Genomic DNA, 19770 nt, shown 5'->3' with positions numbered 1-19770 from the left:
TTATAACTCCTCATCATCCACAATTTCAATGCTATCAAGAACCAAAGAACCTGCGGAAGTTAGTTCTTTGACTTTTTCTGCTATACTACGAGCATTTTTTTCTTGAAGGATATCACTTAATGGAACCTTCACCCCTGAAAATTTTGAAATGCCATTTGCTAAATGAACAGCTTTTAAAGAATGCCCTCCCAGTTCAAAGAAGTCATCGTCGATCCCAACTTGTTCGATTTCTAAAATCTCCTCAAATAAATCGCAAATCGTCTCTTCCAATTCATTTCTTGGTGCTTCGTAAGAAACACTTGGATTCTGTTGTGGTTCAGGTAAATTCCGTTTATCGATTTTTCCTGCTTTTGTAACAGGTAATTTGTCCATAATCGTGATATATCCTGGAACCATATAGTCTGGTAAGGTTTTCTTTAATTTCTCTTTTACTTCAAATGCAGTCATTTCCTCATTTGTTACAAGATATGCGCACAGGGCTAGCTCATTATTAATAGTGCGTGCAATCACACATGCATCCCAAACATCTGGAATAAGACCTAGCTGATTTTCGATTTCACCTAGTTCAATTCTAAAACCACGAATTTTTACTTGTTCATCGATTCTTCCAACATATTGAATATTGCCATCTTCCTGCCATTTAACTAAATCGCCAGTTCGATACATTTGTTCGGTCGGAATCATAGGATTTTGAACAAATTTTTCAGCTGTCGTCTTAGGATTATTTAAATATGATAAAGCCAAATTATCGCCACTTATACATAGCTCTCCTAACATACCAATTCCACACAATTTCTCTTGATGAAAGACAAATAATTTAGAATTGTCAATTGCGCTACCAATAGGAACGGACTTGTACAGTTCGTTTGCCACTTTATAAGCAGAAGCACAGACAGTCGTTTCTGTTGGCCCGTAGAGATTGTAAAGGGTTGTTTTTCCTTGAGCCATTACTTGATAAAATTTCTCAACTAAAGCCATAGTTGTTGCTTCTCCTGCAAGCCCTACCTTGCTCAGTTGATTGATTTCATCTTGACGACCATTTTCTTCTGCGAACTCCAATAACATTTTGAAAAGAGACGGTACTGTAATAAGGATCTTTTGATCTAGTTTTTTCAAGAAACGGTCAGGATCATTTTTCACGTCATCTGAAATGATTTCCAGAGTTCCACCAACTAGACAACCTGCAAATAGTTCGAATACTGATCCGTCAAAAATAAACGAAAATTGCTGTAAAATCGTCTGATTTGAATCAAGTTCAAAGTAATCCTTTTGCCAATTGACCAAATTCATCAAAGAAGCATGTCCGACAATGACTCCTTTAGGGTTACCAGTTGTTCCAGAGGTGTAAATCACATAGGCATTATCTTCCGGCATCCGCTTAGGCAATATGATTGGTGCGAATTCATCTGTCTTTAATTCCTCGACTGTATAGTCAATTACGGTTGCTTCTAAAGAAACTATTTTCTCTGTTTGGCCGTTTAACACAAGATTAATCTCGCTATCGTTTAAAATATAATCGATTCTATCTTGTGGTAAAGTTGGCGATAATGGAATATAAGCCGCACCAGCTTTCATAATCCCATAGATTCCTACGACCATTTCGAGTGTTCGGTCACAATATAGGCCAATAAATGTTGTCTCTTGTATCCCAGACGCGAGTATTCTTTTCGCTAAAATTGTTGATTTCTCTTCTAGCTGTGCGTACGTTAATTGCTCTTCTTCAAAAACGACTGCTACTTTATCTGGTTGTTTTTGAGCTTGTGCTTTTAACGCTTTTAAAATTGTTGGATAACTGCTATTATCTTTTTTTTCTGGATTAAATGCAGTCATTACCTGCTTTTGTTCAGCTTCATTCACTAAAGAAAAATCTCCGCAGGTCAATGCTGGATTTTGGGCCAACTCTTTTAACCCGCAAATAATTCGAGATAAAATCAGTTGCGCCTCAGTTTCTGTAAACAAGCGCTCATCAAACATCAATTTGAAGCTCAGTTCATCTGCTGCGCCTACACTCAGTGAGATAGGATAACTTGTCTGCTCACGATAATCTTCCATTTCACCTAGTAATCCGATAGCTTCATCCGCTTCTTGTACAACGTAATTTTCAAAAACTATAATTGTGTGAATCAGTTCTTTTCCTAATAGCGTTCTATTTTGAATTTCAGATAATGAACAATACGTATGTTCATCGCTTTCAATCGATTGATTCTGAATTTCTTTGACTAAGTCTACAAACGAAGCTTTCTCTTCACTTTTAACTCTGACTGGGATTGCATTGATAAACAACCCGACAGCTTGTTCAATCCCTGCTAATTGTAAGTTTCTACCAGAAACCATTTTACCGAAAACAGCGTCGTTTGTATGATTGTATCGCTGCAAAATAAGTCCCCAGATCGTTTCGACAATAGTATTCATCGTGACATTGTTTTCTTTTGCAAAGGTTTGAATCTCATGTGTTTCTGCTCTTGAAAGTGAGTCAAAAATGGCTTTGACTTCAGCCTTTTGATCATTTTTAGGATACATCCCTGCAAAACTTGCTTGCGTTTCGTATTCTTCTAATAATCTTTCCCAATAATTCAAACTCGCATCCTTATCTAGTTTCGCTACTGTTCGTGCGTAGTCCTCATAAATTGTATCTGTTTCTGTTTGACCTAACGCAATTGAGTCTTCATTATTCTGCAACGCAGCGTATATCTTCATCCAGTCGTTTAAAACAATCGACAAACACCAACCATCCATAATAATATGATGGAAGGTAAAAATAAGTCTTTGACCTGTAGGCATTTCTACAAGTGATGCTCTAAATAAGGATTCTTTTTCTAAATCGAAACCTCTATTAACATCAGCGATTTTATATTGAGTAAATTCTTCCTCAGCATTTTCTGCTTTTGAAAAATCGTGACTTGAAGTTTCTAAGGTTCGATCTGAGAAAATTACTTGTCTAGGTTCTTTGATCTCTTTGTATAATATATTGGTTTTCAATGCCGGATGCTTTTCGGCAAGGAGACTCAAACTTTTCTCTAATTGTTCTTGATTCATTTGTGTATTTACATCATAAGAACATTGGATTACATAGCTTGTTGATGTTTCGTCAAGCAATTTATGATACAGTAATCCTTCTTGCATCGATGTCAATGGGATGATTTTTTGAATTTCTCCACTTAACAGCTCTTCAGCTCTTCGTTGTGCCAAATCAAATTCAGCTTGATTCCATGAGAACTCCCCTAAATCAGATGCTGTTTTCTGCGGTTCCAATATATTTTGACAATAGTCAACGATTGCTAATAACTCTTTTTGATAACCATCGCTGATAGCAACGATATCTTCATTTGAAAGAATTGGTGCAGCATAAACTAAATCTGTGATCAGTCGATCATTTTGAATATAGCAGTTGACTGATAATGGGCTGCCAATTGTATTTTCTTTAGCACTGTCGTTCACATTTGCAATAGTACTAATTGTAAATAGCTGTTTATTGTCTTTACTATCCCCTAATTCTCCAAGGTAATTAAACACTACATCCGTTTGTTGGTTTCTAAGCTTATCTGTGTATGTCGTTAACAGACCGTAACTCATTCCTTTATTGGGAATTTTTCTAATTGACTCTTTAACATGCTTGATTGTTCCAGCTAATGTTTCTTCTAGTGTAACCATTAATGGATACATGGACGTAAACCAACCAATCGTTCGATCTACCGAGCCAACTGATTCAAATAATTCACGACCATGACCTTCTAAAGTAAAGGAAACACTCGTTTTATCAAAGATATTTCCTAGCGACTTTGCTAAGGCAGTTAACAGTAAGTCACTGATTTCTGTAGAAAATGCCTTATTTGCCTTAAAACGAAGTTTCTTGGTTTCTTCTTCACCTAACTCAAAGGTAAATGTATGGCTTTGGTTTGTTGGAATTGTCTGATCAAATAAGCTTGTACTTGCGATCCTTTGATTGACTTCTTGCCAATAGTCTTCATCTTTTTTTATTTCATAACGATTCGTTAACTCTTTTAATCCTTCACTCCAGACTGGATAAGAAGTGGTTTTTTGCGGCATTTGATTAGTCCGACCATTAATCAAACTTTCGTAACTCTGATTTAAATCCTCAATAAAAATTTGCCAAGATACTGCATCAACAATTAGGTGGTGCATCTGAATCCAAAGAAAAGATGTCTGTTTAGACTGAAAAACTAGAATTCTCAGTAACGGTGACTGATCAAACGTAAACATTGACTGAAATGGAGCCCCAATCGTTTGAATTTCTTCGGTCACTTTTGTACCCTCTTCACTTAATTGGAATGAGTGAAAATCGTAATTTGTTTCTTTTTCCCAATTAGAAATCGTTTGTTCACTTTGTTTGACACCCATTCTCAACATATCATGATGTAAAACAAGTTCATCTATGGCTTTTTTCAATAGTGTTTCATCTATCAAGCCATCTGTTTCTAAAATAAGCGACTGATTGAAATGTTCTGGGGTATTTAAATTGCTTGAATAAAAGAACTGCTGTACTGGACTTTTAGGGACCACTCCTGTTACCATTTCCTGATTCATTTTTTGAGTGATAACGTTCATTTTTTGTATCATTTCTTTGATTGTTCCAGCTTGCATGATCTCTTTTACTGTTAGTTGATAGTCAAGTTCTCTAACCTTTGAAACAACCCGAATCGCTTTGATCGAATCGCCACCTAGTTCATAGAAACTATCTAAAAGATTGACTTGCTCTAACTGTAAAATTTCTTTTAATACAGTGACAACCTGCTCTTCTTTTTCAGTCTCTGGTGCTAAAAATAATTTAACTTTGGAAGCATCTGGTTTAGGTAACTGTTTTTCATCTAGCTTACCATTTGCAGTAATCGGCAGTTTGTCTAAGAAACTAAAGTAATTCGGCACCATATAATCCGGCAATGATCGGCTTAGATAATCTTTTAAATCATTTTCGGCTAATGAATGCTCTGCCACCACATAAGCACAGAGATAGTCTGTTCCTTTTTGTTTTTTTATCGTCACAGCAGCCGATGTTATTTCAGGTATTTGTAAAAGGGTTTGCCTAATTTCAGCTAACTCTACACGAAATCCGCGAATTTTCACTTGATTATCGATTCGCCCAAGGTAATCTATTGAGCCGTCTACTCTATATTTTCCTAGATCACCTGTTTTATAAATAACCTGTCCATCCAATGTCACGAATTGTTTAGCGGTTAATTCAGGTTGATTTAAATAGCCTCTAGCAACGCCAGCACCACCAATGTACAATTCTCCTGGAATGCCGATACCACAATAAGTCTGATCATTCATTATATAGACTTGTGTCTGATGAATTGCTTTGCCTATCAGAGTATCTTGACTATCCAACTGATCAGGATACTGATAGTACGTTGCGCATACAGTGCCTTCTGTCGGTCCATATAGATTACGAATGATCGATAGTTTCTTACCTGTAGTTTCAACAAATTGAGTAAGTAAGTGATTCGTCACTTTTTCAGCACCTACATAAACCGCTTCGATCGTTTCAAATGCTTTTTCCCGTTCATATTCTTTTGTATAATTCAATAATGCTTCTAAAAATGTCGGCACCATTAAAAAGTGTGTCACCCGGCTCTTTTCAAATACATCCAGTAATTTCCCAAAATCATCATGTTCCTCCGAGGATAGCATCTGCAACGTAGCTCCAGAAAGTAGTGCTAAGAAAATTTCCCAAACGGATGCATCAAAAGTATAGATTGCTTTTTGCAAAACAATACTTTGTTCTGACACATTTCCTTCATTTCTTTGCCACTCTATCAAATTCATCAAAGAATGATTTTCTATCATTACTCCTTTGGGCTTCCCTGTGCTCCCTGAAGTGTAGATAATATAAGCAAGATCAGATCCTTCGACTGGTTGCCGTTCAACGGATTCTTTTTGGTAACTCTCCGGGTGAAGAATCGTAGGTTTACATACAAGTTCTTCTGAGACTAGTTTCTCAGTCTTAGGAGAGCAGAGAACTGCTTTAGATTGGCTATCTTCTATAATGTAATTGATCCGTTCAATTGGCGTTGTTGGCGCAATTGGAAGATAGGCTGCTCCTGTTTTTAAAATACCTAGTATGCTGATTGCCATTTCTGTAGACTGCTCAACGATCAATGCAACAACATCATTTTTCCCAACACTTTTTTGTTTTAATTGTTGCGCTACAGCATTTGCTCGTTCATTCAGTTGACTGTAAGTCAATTGCTCTTCTAGATAATACACAGCTGGTTTATCTGGATTTTTTAACACTTGTTCTTCAAAGCATTGAATAGGAGAAATAAAAGCCTCCTGCTTCAATTGGTTGTCTGGTTGATTAAATTCTTCTTTAATTTGCATGATTTGACTTGGATTCAAGTATTGGACGCCACATACAGGCTGCTTCATTTCCGCTAATAAATTAGCGAGCAACACATTAAAGTACTCGGCTAACCGTTGAATTGTCTCTTCTTTAAAAAGCCTTGAATTATATTCCCAGTTGATCGTATAGTCAGTTCCATGCTCAATCAGCGTGACTGTTAGATCAAATTTGGATACTTCCATTTGGATCTGTTCTACTTTAGCAAGTTGGCCCCCTATATAAACAGTCTCATCATAACCAACTTCGTAGGAAAACATTACATCAAAAATCGGATTTTTTGTCCCTAGTTCCGCAATTTTTTCATAAGGATAATCTTGATTCTCAAAGACATCCAAACTCTTGTTTTTGATCTCTTCTAAAATTTCAATAAAATTTTTCTGAGGATCAATTGTTCCTATGACCGGTAAAGTGTTCACAAACATCCCAATCATCTCTTCTGCTGAAGGATGGTTTCTACCTTCAGCAACTGTACCAATAACGACACGATCTTGACGATTTAACTTAGTTAGAAAAATCATCAATGTCGTTAAATAAACCATGAAACTGGTTGTCTGGTTTTGCCTGTTTAATGCATCGATTTTCTCCTTGACTGAAGTATCGATTTTCATTTCTACGTGATTCCCTTCAAAATGCTGTTTTTCATGCATTTTGAAATCGACGGGTAACTCCGTTTCTGGCACTACCTCATTAAATTCTTCTTGCCAAAATTGTTCTTGATCATCTAAATCTAAACTGTTTTGCCAAGCTGAAAAATCTTTATAATGCAACTCCACTGGCTCTAAATCATTTCCATCATAGAGTTCGCTAAATTCTTCTAGCAAAATACCTGTAGATGCACCATCTGAAATAATATGATGAACATCTATAAATAAAAGTGTATATCCATCTTGATCTTTTCCTAAACCCATTCTAATCAAAGGTGCCTGGCTTAAATCAAACGGACGCACAAATTTCTTGATCATTTCCTTAGATGTTTGTCCTTCGACAATTTCGATTTGATTTTTTTTCGGCGAGTGAATTCGTTGTACAAATTTATCTTTTTCAATTGAAAAACTGGTCCGAAACGCTTCATGTCTTTCACATAATTGATTAAATGCTTGATCTAAGCGATTATATTCTAGCGCTTTTTCAAGTTTTAAAATAATTGGCATATTATATGTGACGCTAGAACCTTGAGATTGCTCAAGTGTATATATCCTTTTTTGATTAGAACTCATTAAATATTTTTTACTCATCTAAGCACTCCTCAGCAGCTTTTAATAACGGTTGAAAACCTTTTTTATTTTTCTTTTTAATGACCTTAGCGATATTTTTGACATTTTGCTCTTTCATAATATCTTTTAAGGATACCCGCAAATCAAATTCTTTTTCAATTCTTCTGGATAATTCAACAGCCTTGATCGAATAACCACCAAGCTCAAAGAAACTATCTGTGACACCGATATTCTCTACATTCAATACTTCTTTAAACAGTGGCAACAATTTGGCTTCATCTTTTGTCTTAGGCGGAATAATCGTTGTATTATATTCAATCGGAATTTCCTGCAAGGCTTTTTCATCCAATTTACCATTATGATTTTTTGGTAGTTCATCAATTTGTTTGATAAAACTAGGAACCATATAATCTGGGAAAACCTCTTTTAGTTCATCTGAGATCGTTGAAATATTCACAGTCGAATCACTGACTACATACGCACATAATTGTGGATTTCCAAGGCTTTCATTGACGATCACAGCCGCACTTGAAATGTTCGGTAATCTTAATAGTCCTTTTTCAATCTCTTCAATTTCAATTCTAAATCCGCGAATCTTGACCTGTTTATCGATTCGACCAAGATAATGAATTTGTCCATTTTCATCAATTTTCCCAAGGTCTCCAGTTCGATATAAATATTGGCTAGTATCTATTTTGCTTTGAAGTAATTTCTCTTTGGTTAAACGTTCCGAGCCCAAGTACTCTTTGAATACACCAACTCCACCAACACAAATTTCCCCTGCAACGTCGATTCCACATAATTTACCATCATTCATAATATAGACTTGGGTATTACGAACCGGTTGACCAATCGCTACTCGAGTATCTAAGTCTTCTTCACTCACTTCATGGAAAGTGGCACAAACAGTGGTTTCAGTTGGTCCATATAAGTTCGTGATCTTAGAAACGTTATTTCTATTTTTAGTAACTTCGATATATTTTTCTAAAAGTTCTGTTGTTAAAGACTCCGCACCTAAATAGATTTTTTCCAAACCATCTAAAGCATAAGCTACGTCCTCAACTTTCATATAATCCAAAATAGAATCAAAAACAGTTGGAACCATCAAGGTATGAGTAACGTGTTTTTCTTGGATTACTTGTAGTAATTTGGCATAATCTTGGTTTTCATCATCTGTGAGCAGTTGAAGTTTTACACCAGATAATGTTGCCAGAAAAATCTCCCAAACGGATGCATCAAAAGAGCAGGTAGCTTTTTGTAAGACAACACTCTTGTCATTGACTCCACTCTGTTCTTTTTGCCACTCAATCAAGTTGATCAAACTATTATTTTTTATTTTGACACCTTTGGGATGTCCAGTGCTTCCAGAAGTATAAATGATATAAGCACAATCATCTGCTGAACTGTCCACTATTTGATTTTCTTCTACTCGTTCTTGTGGTGATACTATGATTGTTTGGACATTTAATGCACTTGATGATTCATTCGTTAAAATGACTTTTGTGTGACTATTTTCTAAAATATAATCTATTCTCTTAGAAGGAAGCTCCACATCAATCGGTAAATAGGTTGCGCCTGCTTTTAAAACACCATAAATTGCTGCAATAAATTCAATCGAGCGATGGAATAACAGCCCCACTACATCATTTTTCTTCACACCAGATGCTTTTAATTTTTTCGCAATTGCATTGGCCATTTGATTTAATTCAGCATACGTAACATCATTTTCTTCAATACCTACAGCAATTCTATTAGGATAATTCACCACATTTTCCTCAAACCACGAAACAATCGTTTCATGCTTCAGCGGTGATTTTTCTTGAGTGTTGAAGGTGTAACAAAGCTTTTCTTTTTCTGCTTTATCAATCATTGAAAGTTCACTTAATGTACTAACTGGCTGTTCAAGCGCCGATGTAATCAGCGTGATAAAGTGCTCTGAAGTTTTTTTCATCGTCTCTTCTTTAAATAACTGAACATTATAGTCCCAGTTGATTGAAACGTTCTCAGGATGTTCTTTGATAGTCAATGTTAAATCAAATTTTGCGGTATTATTAGGTAACTCATAGTAACTTAATTTAGCATCACCTAGAGAATAGCTTTCATCTCCTAAATTTTCATAAGAGAACATCACGTCAAAAATAGGATTACGTGTTTGACCTGGTTTAATCGCTAGCTTCTCTACTAATTTTTCAAAAGGATAATCTTGATTATTGAAAACCTCAAAGAAATTAGTCTGAACTTGTTTTATATAGTTCATAAATGATGCATCTGGTTCAACTTCTTGCTTTAAAGCGACCGTATTCACGAACATTCCTATCATTTTTTCCAAATCTGGATGGTTTCTTCCTGAGATAGCTGTTCCTGTAATAATTTCTTCTTTCCTTGTATATCTCGAAAGTAGTAAATTAAAGATTGCTGCGTAGAAAATGTAACTGGTTACGCCATTTTTCTTTCCAAATTCTTGAATTTTTTCAGTCAATTGTTTAGGCAAGTCTATTGAGAAACTTTCACCTACAAAACTTGCTTCTGAACCTCTAATAAAGTCTGTTGGGAATTCTGTATTTAGTTCTGCACCATCTAGTTTATTTAACCAGAATTTTTCTTGTTTTTGTAAATCCAACTGATTTTTCCAAGAACTATAATCTTTATACTGAATAGTTGCTTCTTTTAATTCTTCACCGTTGTACGCTGCAACCAGCTCAGAAACAAGCGTTGGAATAGATTCTCCATCAAAAATAGCGTGATGAATATCTATAACAAATATATGCTCATTTGGAGAAATGGAGAAAACATGTCCTCTAACCAGCGGTCCTTTGCTTAAATCAAATGGCTGAATGAAGTCAAAAATTGCTTGATTCAACCGTTCTTTTTCAACTGTTGAGGTAGACACTGGGATCTGTATTTGATCGGCAATAACCTGACAATAGGTTCCTTCCTTAAACGCAAAAGTTGTTCTTAATATTTCATATTTGCTACTCAGTTTCTGTAGTGATTCTTTTAAGTCTGCAACTGAAACTACACCTTCGATCGTTAATACAACTGGAATATTATATGTCGTATTATTCGCTAAAGTTTCTTCCACCAAAAGAATTTGACTTTGTGCAGGACTCGCATCTAAGCTAGATCCTTTTGTGATTGGCTGATATGTTTCTCCTTTTTGAAGTTTAAGCGCAATTTTCTCAACTGTCCGACCAGTCATTATTTCTTCTAATGTTAATTTAGTGCCTGTTTTAGCAGCTAATTGGCCTGACAATTGCATAACTTTTAGTGAATGACCACCTAATGTAAAGAAATCATCTGTAATACTGATTTGTGGCACACCTAAAATTTCAGCAAAGGTTTCACAAACAATGATTTCAGCTTCATTTCGAGGAGCTTCAAAAGTCAAGATATCTGGCATTTGAGGTTTAGGTAAAGATGATTTATCGATCTTTCCATTTTTATTAAGCTTAAACTTAGCCACATCCATAATCACTTTTGGTACCATGTAATGTGGTAATTTCAACATCAATTCATGACGGATCGTTTCAAGGTCTACTAGCTCTTCTAATTGAACATAAGAACAAATATCCTTTTGCCCATTTTCTTCAAAAATGATCGTCATAGCATTACTTACATACGGTAATTGTTTGATAATGGTCGTGATTCCTTCTAATTCGATCCTGAACCCTCGGATTTTAACTTGATCATCCACCCTTCCGAGATAATCAATTGAACCATTTTCAAGCCACCGAACAAGATCGCCTGTTTTATACAATCGCTGATTTGACTCTGTCACAATGAATTTTTCAGCTGTACTTTTCTCTAGATTCAAATAACCCAATGCCAGACCATCTCCGCCTAAATATAGCTCTCCAGGAATCCCAATACCGCATAATTTTTCATCTTTCATTACATACGCAGTTGTATTTGATATCGGTTTTCCAATTGGCACAAGCGTCTCTATTTCATAATCTAAATCTTCAAATAAAGAAAACGTCGTATTTTCAGTTGGCCCATAAATATTACAAATGCTGACATTCGGATTATATTCTTTAAAACGATTGATTGGCGCTGAAACAATTTTCTCACCACCAACCAGGATCCTTTTTAAGGAATGGAAGGCTACAGGATGCATTTCAACAATATTTACGAATAGGGCGGTTGTAATAAATAAAGTATTGATTTTTTGAGTTACAATCACATCTTGTAATAATTCTGGATCCAACAGGACATTGGAGGTCGTCATATATAATTGCCCTCCATTTAATAGCGCACCCCAAATTTCAAATGTACATGCATCAAATGTTAGAGAACCAGTTTGTAAAATGTGACTGTCTTTAAACTCAACATAATTCGTATTTCGAACAAGACGAATTATATTTTTATGCGTGATCATCACACCTTTAGGTACACCCGTTGTACCAGAAGTATAAATAACATACGCTAAATCATCTGCACCAACTTGAGGTAATTCTTGTCTATCAACACTTTCTTCAAAAGCATCATTTGTGATGACCGTACAATTTTCTATTGTGATGTCTCCTTGTAACTGCTGACCGAAATCACATAGAACTTTACATTTTGCATCACTGAGAATAAATTTGATTCGATCTGCTGGGCTGTTACTATCAATTGGTAAATATGCTCCTCCAGCTTTCAAGATACCTAAGAACAATACGATTGTTTCAACTTCACGATCAGCAACTACAGCGACTAAATCCCCTTTCATAATCCCGAGATTTTTTAATTTATAAGCTAAATTTGTCGAAAGTATATCTAATTCCTCATACGTAAGAACTTGATTTTCAGATGCTACAGCAACCTGTTTACAACAACTAGACAAGATTTCCTTAAATGCTGCTGTGACTGATATATCATTAGGGTACGTAGTCGTTGTTTGATTAAAGTCTGTTACAATCAATTCACGTTGCTCATTCGTTAGGAAATCAATAGTCGAAATCGGCTGCTCCGGTGACTGTACAGCAGCTTTCAGCAATTGGCAAAAATGAGTCAAAATATTGTCCACACCTTGTTTTGAATATTTAGAAACATCGAATAAAAGATTCACCGTGAAACTTTCACCATTTTGAATGGAGAGTGTCAAGTCATAATTTGTTTCTTCTCGAATATCCTCTAGTAAAAATTGTGGTGCTCCTGTTTCAAACTGGACAGTTTCTTCATAATTTTCAAAAGCAACGATTGTTTGTACTAATTTATTCCCTAATTCATTTTCATTTTGAATCTCACTTAATGGATATAGATCATGCGCTCCGCTTTGATTTAACTGCATTTGTAAATTGGTCACAATCGTCGTAAAGTCAGCATTTTTTTCATTTTGTACTCGTACTGGAATCGTATTGATAAACAACCCAACTTTATCTTCAATATTCGCAATCGGACTATTCCTTCCAGATACGACTTGTCCAAAAACAACATCTTCTGTATTTGTATAATTTTGTAATAAAACACCCCAGGCTGATTCAAAAAGAGTATTGACCGTTACATTTAATGATTTTGCTAAAATACGGATCTGTTCACTTGTTCGATTATCCAAGACTTGTTTAATTTGATTTTTCTCTGCCTTAACAGTTTGTACCGCCGTTGGTAGAATATTTGCAACTGTTGTGTAGTCCTCTAACAGCATATGCCAATATTCTTTTGCTTCACGTGTATTCATTTCTGCTAAGTACTTCACATGATCTGCATGCGCATAATCAGCATCAATCCCTTGTTTAATTGCTTCATACTCTTGACCTGCAAGCAATAATTTATAAAAGTTTTGTAAGTCATTCAGTAAAATGGCATTGCACCAGCCATCTAATATAATATGATGGAAGCTCATTAGCATTTTGTAGCTATTGGCTGTTATTTTTATGATTTTTATACGGAACAATGCATCTACTTCAAGATCAAATCCTCTTTGGATATTTTCTTGTTTGATTTTTTCCATCGCTTCTTCACTAGCTAAAGTCTCTGTTAAATCAATACTTTCCACATCACAAATAGCATTTTGATGGATAACTTGTCTTGGTGTTCTGACATTTTTATAAACGATATTTGTTCTTAGTACACTATGTTTCTGTACTAGTAAATGAAGAGCCTGCTCAAATTCGGCCATTTTAATTGTCCCTAACTCATAGATAGCTTGGACAATATAGGCACTTGAAGCCGATTCTTCCTGCTCATGAAACAACAACCCTTCTTGAAGCGGGGTCAAGGGATAAATTTTTTCAATCTGATCATTACACTTAGTAAAGTTTGCCTCTACTTGTCTAAATTCTTCTTCACTCCAGTCGATCTCTCCAAAGTCTGAGGCTGTTTTTTCGGGAACTACTTTGTTAAGACAATGATCTACAAGCAGTTCCAGTTCTCTTTCAAACAAAGCTTTAAGTTCTTTGATCATGGTTTCATCACACATTGATTTATCGTAAATGAAAACAAAAGAGAGCACCCCATTGTTCAAAGAACCATCTATAGAAATAGGTGTACCAAAATGATTGTTTTCTGCAATTTGATAACCGTACTCTACTGTCTTGATTTGAATATCATACTCTGACGACTCTTGCTCAAAATCTCCCAGATAATTGAATGTCACTTCAGTCTGAACCCCTTCAAACTGTTCATCATAACAATCCAAAACACTATATCCCAAACCATGGTTAGGAATACGTCGCAGATTCTCTTTCACTTTTTTAATATCATGTTGTAAATTATCACCAATTCCTGCGCAAACAACTGGGTAGATGGTTGTAAACCACCCAATTGTTCGATCAATGTGAATCGGCTTATGGATAGGTTCTCGACCGTGTCCTTCCATTCGTACACTGATTGTATCTGTTTCAGTCAATTTATTTATTGTTCTGAACAGAGCTGTCACTAACAAATCATTTATTTCTGTATTATAAGATTTGTTAGAATGTAAAATAAGATTTTCCGTTAATTCTTTGGATAAAAAAATCTCATCGATTCCTGTTCCACAATTGTCTTGCGGCGTGCATAAAGTAGTATTAGCTTGATTTGCTAATTTACTGATTTTATTCCAGTAAGGACGTTCTTTTTCTAATATTTCTGACTTACTAAACGCTTCTAATGACTCACACCATCTAGAAAACGATGCCGTTTTCATTGGTAATTCGATCACTTTTTCTTCTAGAGCTTGTTTATATGCTGTATTGATATCTTCCACTAAAATGCGCCAAGAAATACCATCCACCATCAAATGATGAACGATTAATGAAATATAATCCATTTCACTTGTATGAAAAATAACTGCTTTGATTAGTGGTCCTTCCGCTAAGTTTAAGGTTGACTGTATTTTGTCGCTCATAGCTTCCATTTTTTCAAAGATAAGAGAATCTTTTTCATTCACCAAATCAAAAGAATTCACCTCAAATAAATTGGGGCTATTTTGTTCTTTAATTACTTGTTTGTTGTTTATATAAACAGCTCTTAATAAGTCGTGATGGTTACAGACTGCCAATAACGCCTTTTTCAAACTATTAATTTCCAGATTTTTACACTCCAATAGAAACGTTTGATTAAAGTGCTCTGGCGCAGGAAGTTTGCTGTCGAAAAAATAATTCTGAATTGGTGATAATGGTGTTTCGCCAACAATCGTTGGCTCGTTTTGTTCCTGTGTTTCAAGTTGGTTCAATTCCATAAAGGTCGCGATATTTCCTAAGTTTTTTTCAGTCATGATTGTTGGAACACTTAAGTTATAGCCAATTTCCCGCAATTTCGATACAATTCTGATTGCCTTGATCGAGTCTCCTCCAATTTCGAAAAAGTTATGGTTACAACCTATATTTTTGTTATTTAAAACAGTAGAAAAAACAGAAATAAGTACACGCTCTCGTTCAGTTTTTGGCGCTACTATTTCTTTAGCAGAAACTACCGATTCTTCTTCGATCGTAGGCAATTTGCTCTTATCTAATTTGCCATTATTATTTACAGGTAACTCCGCAATTTTTATAAATCGTTTTGGAATCATGTATAGTGGTAATTTTTTCTCTAAATATTCTTTTAATTGTGTTTCTTGATAGTCTTCTTTAGATACAAAATAGGCAATAATTTGATTTTTTTCAGAAACAATAACCGCTGCATCATCAATATTTGGATAAATCGCTAAAGTATTTTTGATTTCACTCAATTCGATTCTCAAGCCATTGATTTTAACTTGTTCATCAATTCTACCTAAATATTCCAAATTACCATTTTCTTGCCACTTCGCTAAATCTCCCGTTCTATAAATCTTTCCTGGTAGACCAAAGTAGTTATCAACAAATTTTTCTCTGGTTAGATCCGGACGATTCAAATACCCTCTAGCAACACCAACTCCTCCGATACACAATTCCCCAGCCTCATCAATCCCGCATAATTTATTTCCGTTCATGATATAGATAGCTGCGTTATTGATACCTTTACCAATCGAAACAGTTGACTGGTTCCCCAAATCGGCCAGATGAAAATAAGTTGCGCCAATAGAAGCTTCTGTAGGACCATAAAGATTATAAATATTTTCTTTGGTTAAAGGAGTCAGTCTACAGATTTTTTTGACCAGAGACTCCTCTAATTTTTCACCTGCGATATATAACGTATTTAAGCAAGCTAAATAAGACTCTTTGTCAACTTCAACTGCGTAATCCAAAAAGACAGAGAGAACCGTTGGAATCATCACCATATGAGTTACTTTATTTTCTTTAATAACATCTAGTAACATGCTGAAATTGTTATTTTCTTGATCTGTTAATAGTTGCAGTTTTGCGCCACCCAGTATCCCTAAGAAAATTTCTCCAACTGCTGCATCAAAAGAGCAGGTAGCTTTTTGGAGCATGACACTGTTCTCATCAAATTTTGCGGTATCAAGCTTCCATTTGATAAAATTTACTAATCCTTTGTGTTCGATCATAACGCCTTTAGGGTTTCCAGTTGTTCCAGAGGTATAAATAACATAGGCTAATTGGTTCGGGGAATGAGCTAAATTCACATTTTTTTCACTTATATTGCTAAAATCCGGACAAATCACTTTTTTGTTTAATAATTTTTCCCATTTTTCTCTTGAATTTATTTCTGTTATTACTTGTTTCACATTGCTATCTTCGATTATATATTTGATTCGTTCCTCAGGGTTTTCAGAATCTATAGGTAAAAATGCTGCACCTGATTTTAAGATTCCTAAGATTGCCACAACTAATTCAATGGAACGATTTAAAATAACACCAATTAAATCTTCTTTTTCAATTCCAGCGTCTACTAACTTCTTTGCAATATGATTGGCTCTTTGATTTAGTTGCTCATAAGTTAAAGTCTCACCACTGATACCAACAGCTTTTTTTTGCGGATGTTGTTGAACTACCTCTTCAAACCAAGTAACTAAATCTACTCCATCATAGGTTGTATCTCGGTTAGAATTAAACTCATAAATAACTTTTTCGTACTCGTTCTTTCCTAATTGATTAATTAATATATTCTCCAACTTATAACCCACTCCATTTTGTTGTATTAAAAACTAGCTAAATATTACTTTAGTTTTAATTACATTTCTTGAATCAAACTAAATGAATATTCACCTATTTTAATTCAAAGTCTATTAAATTTTTCACTAAATGTCAAATCTATTTTTAAACGAAAAAAGAAATACATTAATTTTATTTTATAATTTATATCTAAGTATATATTTAATCGAAATTTAATAAATAAATATTAGATAAAACAGAAAATTGATTTGACATTTATCAAAATGTAAAATATACTTACGATGTTTTAAACATTCTATTTACAACTTTTTGTGAGGTACCTATGCTAATTACCCATTTACTAAAACTAGATGATTCGTTAAAATCTGACATTTGGTACAAATGGTATCATTTACTTGAGTCAGAAAGACAAAATAAAATAGATAATTTAAGATTTCCTAAGGATCAACTACGCTCACTTACAGCTGGAGTTCTTTTACGGTGGATGCTATTCACTTATTGTCAACTAGAACCAGATAAGTTGCTTTTTTCAACTTCTAAACAAGGAAAACCGTTTTTAGCTTCCCATCCAGATATTTTTTTTAATTTGACTCATTCTGGTGATTATGTTTGTTGTTCAATCAGCACTGCTCCTGTAGGAATAGATATTGAACAAATGGCAGCAATTGATTTTCAGGATGTTGCTAGCTTTTTTTCCATTCACGAACAGAAGTATATTCATTCCAGACATAGTAAGACGGAACGGTTAGATGCCTTTTATTCGATCTGGACACTAAAAGAAGCTTTTAGTAAAACAATCGGACTTGGTTTATCCATCCCTTTAGACAGCTATCATTTCACCTTGACTGGAGAGGTGATTTCTCTCTCAACACAAATAGAAAATGATGCTCACTTTTACTCTTGTATCGTTGATAGTCATTATAAATTTGCTCTTTGTTCATCAATACTTCAAAAAAATGTTGAAAAGCATTTGACACTGACCGATCTAGTTAAACTCGTTTCTTTGTAAACAAAAAAAGATTGAGCTATAACTTTTCAGTTATCTCTCAACCAAGTTAAAATTTTATTAAACCCCAAAGTTCCATTGTTCTGTAAGTTATCTCAGTTCAGCATTCAAATCAGAGTACTTTTCATTTTGTCTCTATTGGTTAAAATTTTTAAACGAATTTTTTGAAAAATAGCTAACTAAGAGCATAACAAATCCCGTGAATATAAACAGAATATAGACTGAATTTGAAAAAATATCGAATAAAAAACCATAAACGGCTTGAGAAAGAGGTTGTGCACATAAGCTTAAAGTCGTTACATAAGACATTACTTTTCCTACCAACTGAACAGGGGTGTTCGCTTGGATATTTGAAATAACAAAAATAGAAAATAATGTGAACAACGCTTGTAAAAACATAATAGCCAAAGTAAACAATATAAAAGTCCATGTAGTAGGCATATCGATCATAAAAATGACCCCCATAATAAGAACCAAAAGACTTGATAGACCAACAATCAAGTAGCTATTTTTCATGTTTAGTTTTTTCGAAAGTAGCCCCACCATAACAGCTCCCGCGATTCCCGCCAAAGAAATCAATCCTTGGTTAATCCCTAAATACTGGCTGTTAAGACCTAAAACGATCCTAATGATGTAAGGAATTCCAACAAATAGTAATCCAGAGATGAAAAAACTAATAGCACCTAAAACAACAATTATCTTGACTATTGCTGGCTCTTCTTTCCTAATAAACAACCAACTTTCTTTCAAGTCTTTGATGACAGTTGCAATTGCACCATTTTCAAATTTGACAGCTAATATCGGTATTCTAATAAAACACTCAATACAGGCAGCACCAAAAAACAAAATAAAACAAATAACAAAAATCCATTCAATTTTTACAAGGCTATATAAAAAACCAGCCAGTATTGGTCCGACAAAATTGGCGAACAATTGAATTTGATTAACAACTGAGTTTGCTTTTAATAAATGATCTTCTTTAAATAACAACGGCATACTTGATTGCACTATTGGCGTTTCAAAGGCTGAAACGACTGACATCAGCAATAAGCATATCGCAACAATAGCTATATTAGCTTTTAAGACGACTGCTAAGTAAACCAAAATCGCAATACAGGCATACAAGCCATCCATGATCACCATCATATTTTTCTTGTTGAAATTATCTGCTAATACGCCACCAATCGGTGAAAAAATAATTGTCGGGATTATTGATACAGCTAAAAGTGTACCAAATAATGCAGCTGATTTTGTTAAATCTAAGATATACAGTGATAGTGCAAACTTCATCACGGAGTTCGCCAGAACTGAGAGGGTTTGTCCCATAATAATATAGGCAAAATTTCTATTCCAAATCACACGTTTTTCAATTTCCATTATTCTCCTCCTACTTATTAAAAACTCGACAGGTCTGTTTAAGGCTAACCGAAAAATAGGAAAACTGAATGAGCGGCATATCCCCCCCATTCAGCTTTTATTTTTATGAAGTATTACTTCATAAGGCTAACTATTTTTTAACGTTTTCTATTTACTAAGAAAAAATTAGCTCCTGCCAAAATACATGGTATCAAAAAGACTAGTGAAATTCTTAAACAAACAAGACTACCTATCACAATAAGTAAGCTGATAAGTGAATATTTGTTTGTCACTCTTGGCAATTTCACTTTCACACCTAAACTTTGTCCGATATTTTCAAAAAAACGTGTCATCTGATCCATTTTAAATCCATCC

Annotated in this window: 5 protein-coding genes; 1 reads left to right on the top strand and 4 read right to left on the bottom strand. The window is 34.7% G+C overall.

Going from position 1 to position 19770, the window contains the following annotated elements; genetic code table 11:
- Entirely contained in the window at positions 1–7596 is a 7596-nt protein-coding gene (locus AC4BB5_RS02635) for an amino acid adenylation domain-containing protein (RefSeq protein ID WP_490457873.1), read from the bottom strand.
- Positions 7589–17032, bottom strand: coding sequence for an amino acid adenylation domain-containing protein (locus AC4BB5_RS02630; RefSeq protein ID WP_490457872.1), 9444 nt, complete (start codon positions 17030–17032; stop codon positions 7589–7591). The genes AC4BB5_RS02635 and AC4BB5_RS02630 overlap by 8 nt, the downstream gene beginning before the upstream one ends.
- A 323-nt stretch (positions 17033–17355) precedes the next feature.
- Between AC4BB5_RS02630 and AC4BB5_RS02625 the strand changes: the two genes are divergently transcribed.
- Positions 17356–18042 (top strand): 4'-phosphopantetheinyl transferase family protein, encoded by a 687-nt coding sequence (locus AC4BB5_RS02625; protein WP_490457871.1) that lies wholly within the window; start codon positions 17356–17358, stop codon positions 18040–18042.
- A gap of 132 nt (positions 18043–18174) precedes the next feature.
- Here AC4BB5_RS02625 and AC4BB5_RS02620 read toward each other — a convergent pair whose 3' ends face one another.
- Positions 18175–19416: an MFS transporter gene (locus tag AC4BB5_RS02620; protein ID WP_490457870.1), complete on the bottom strand. Its 1242-nt coding sequence runs from the start codon at positions 19414–19416 to the stop codon at positions 18175–18177.
- 137 nt (positions 19417–19553) lie between these two features.
- A complete protein-coding gene (locus AC4BB5_RS02615; RefSeq protein ID WP_490457869.1) occupies positions 19554–19757 on the bottom strand; it encodes a hypothetical protein in 204 nt (67 codons plus the stop codon).
- Positions 19758–19770: the final 13 nt, after the last annotated feature.

The organism is Enterococcus sp. AMC1252 (assembly GCF_058216515.1).
This window is presented reverse-complemented; position numbering and strand designations above follow the sequence as displayed.

Bases quoted from the DNA above. Each gene is read 5' to 3' on its own strand.
- AC4BB5_RS02635 (WP_490457873.1), bottom strand. From the start codon at position 7,596: ATGAGTAAAAAATATTTAATGAGTTCTAATCAAAAAAGGATATATACA.
- AC4BB5_RS02625 (WP_490457871.1), top strand. From the start codon at position 17,356: ATGCTAATTACCCATTTACTAAAACTAGATGATTCGTTAAAATCTGAC.
- AC4BB5_RS02620 (WP_490457870.1), bottom strand. From the start codon at position 19,416: ATGGAAATTGAAAAACGTGTGATTTGGAATAGAAATTTTGCCTATATT.
- AC4BB5_RS02615 (WP_490457869.1), bottom strand. From the start codon at position 19,757: ATGGATCAGATGACACGTTTTTTTGAAAATATCGGACAAAGTTTAGGT.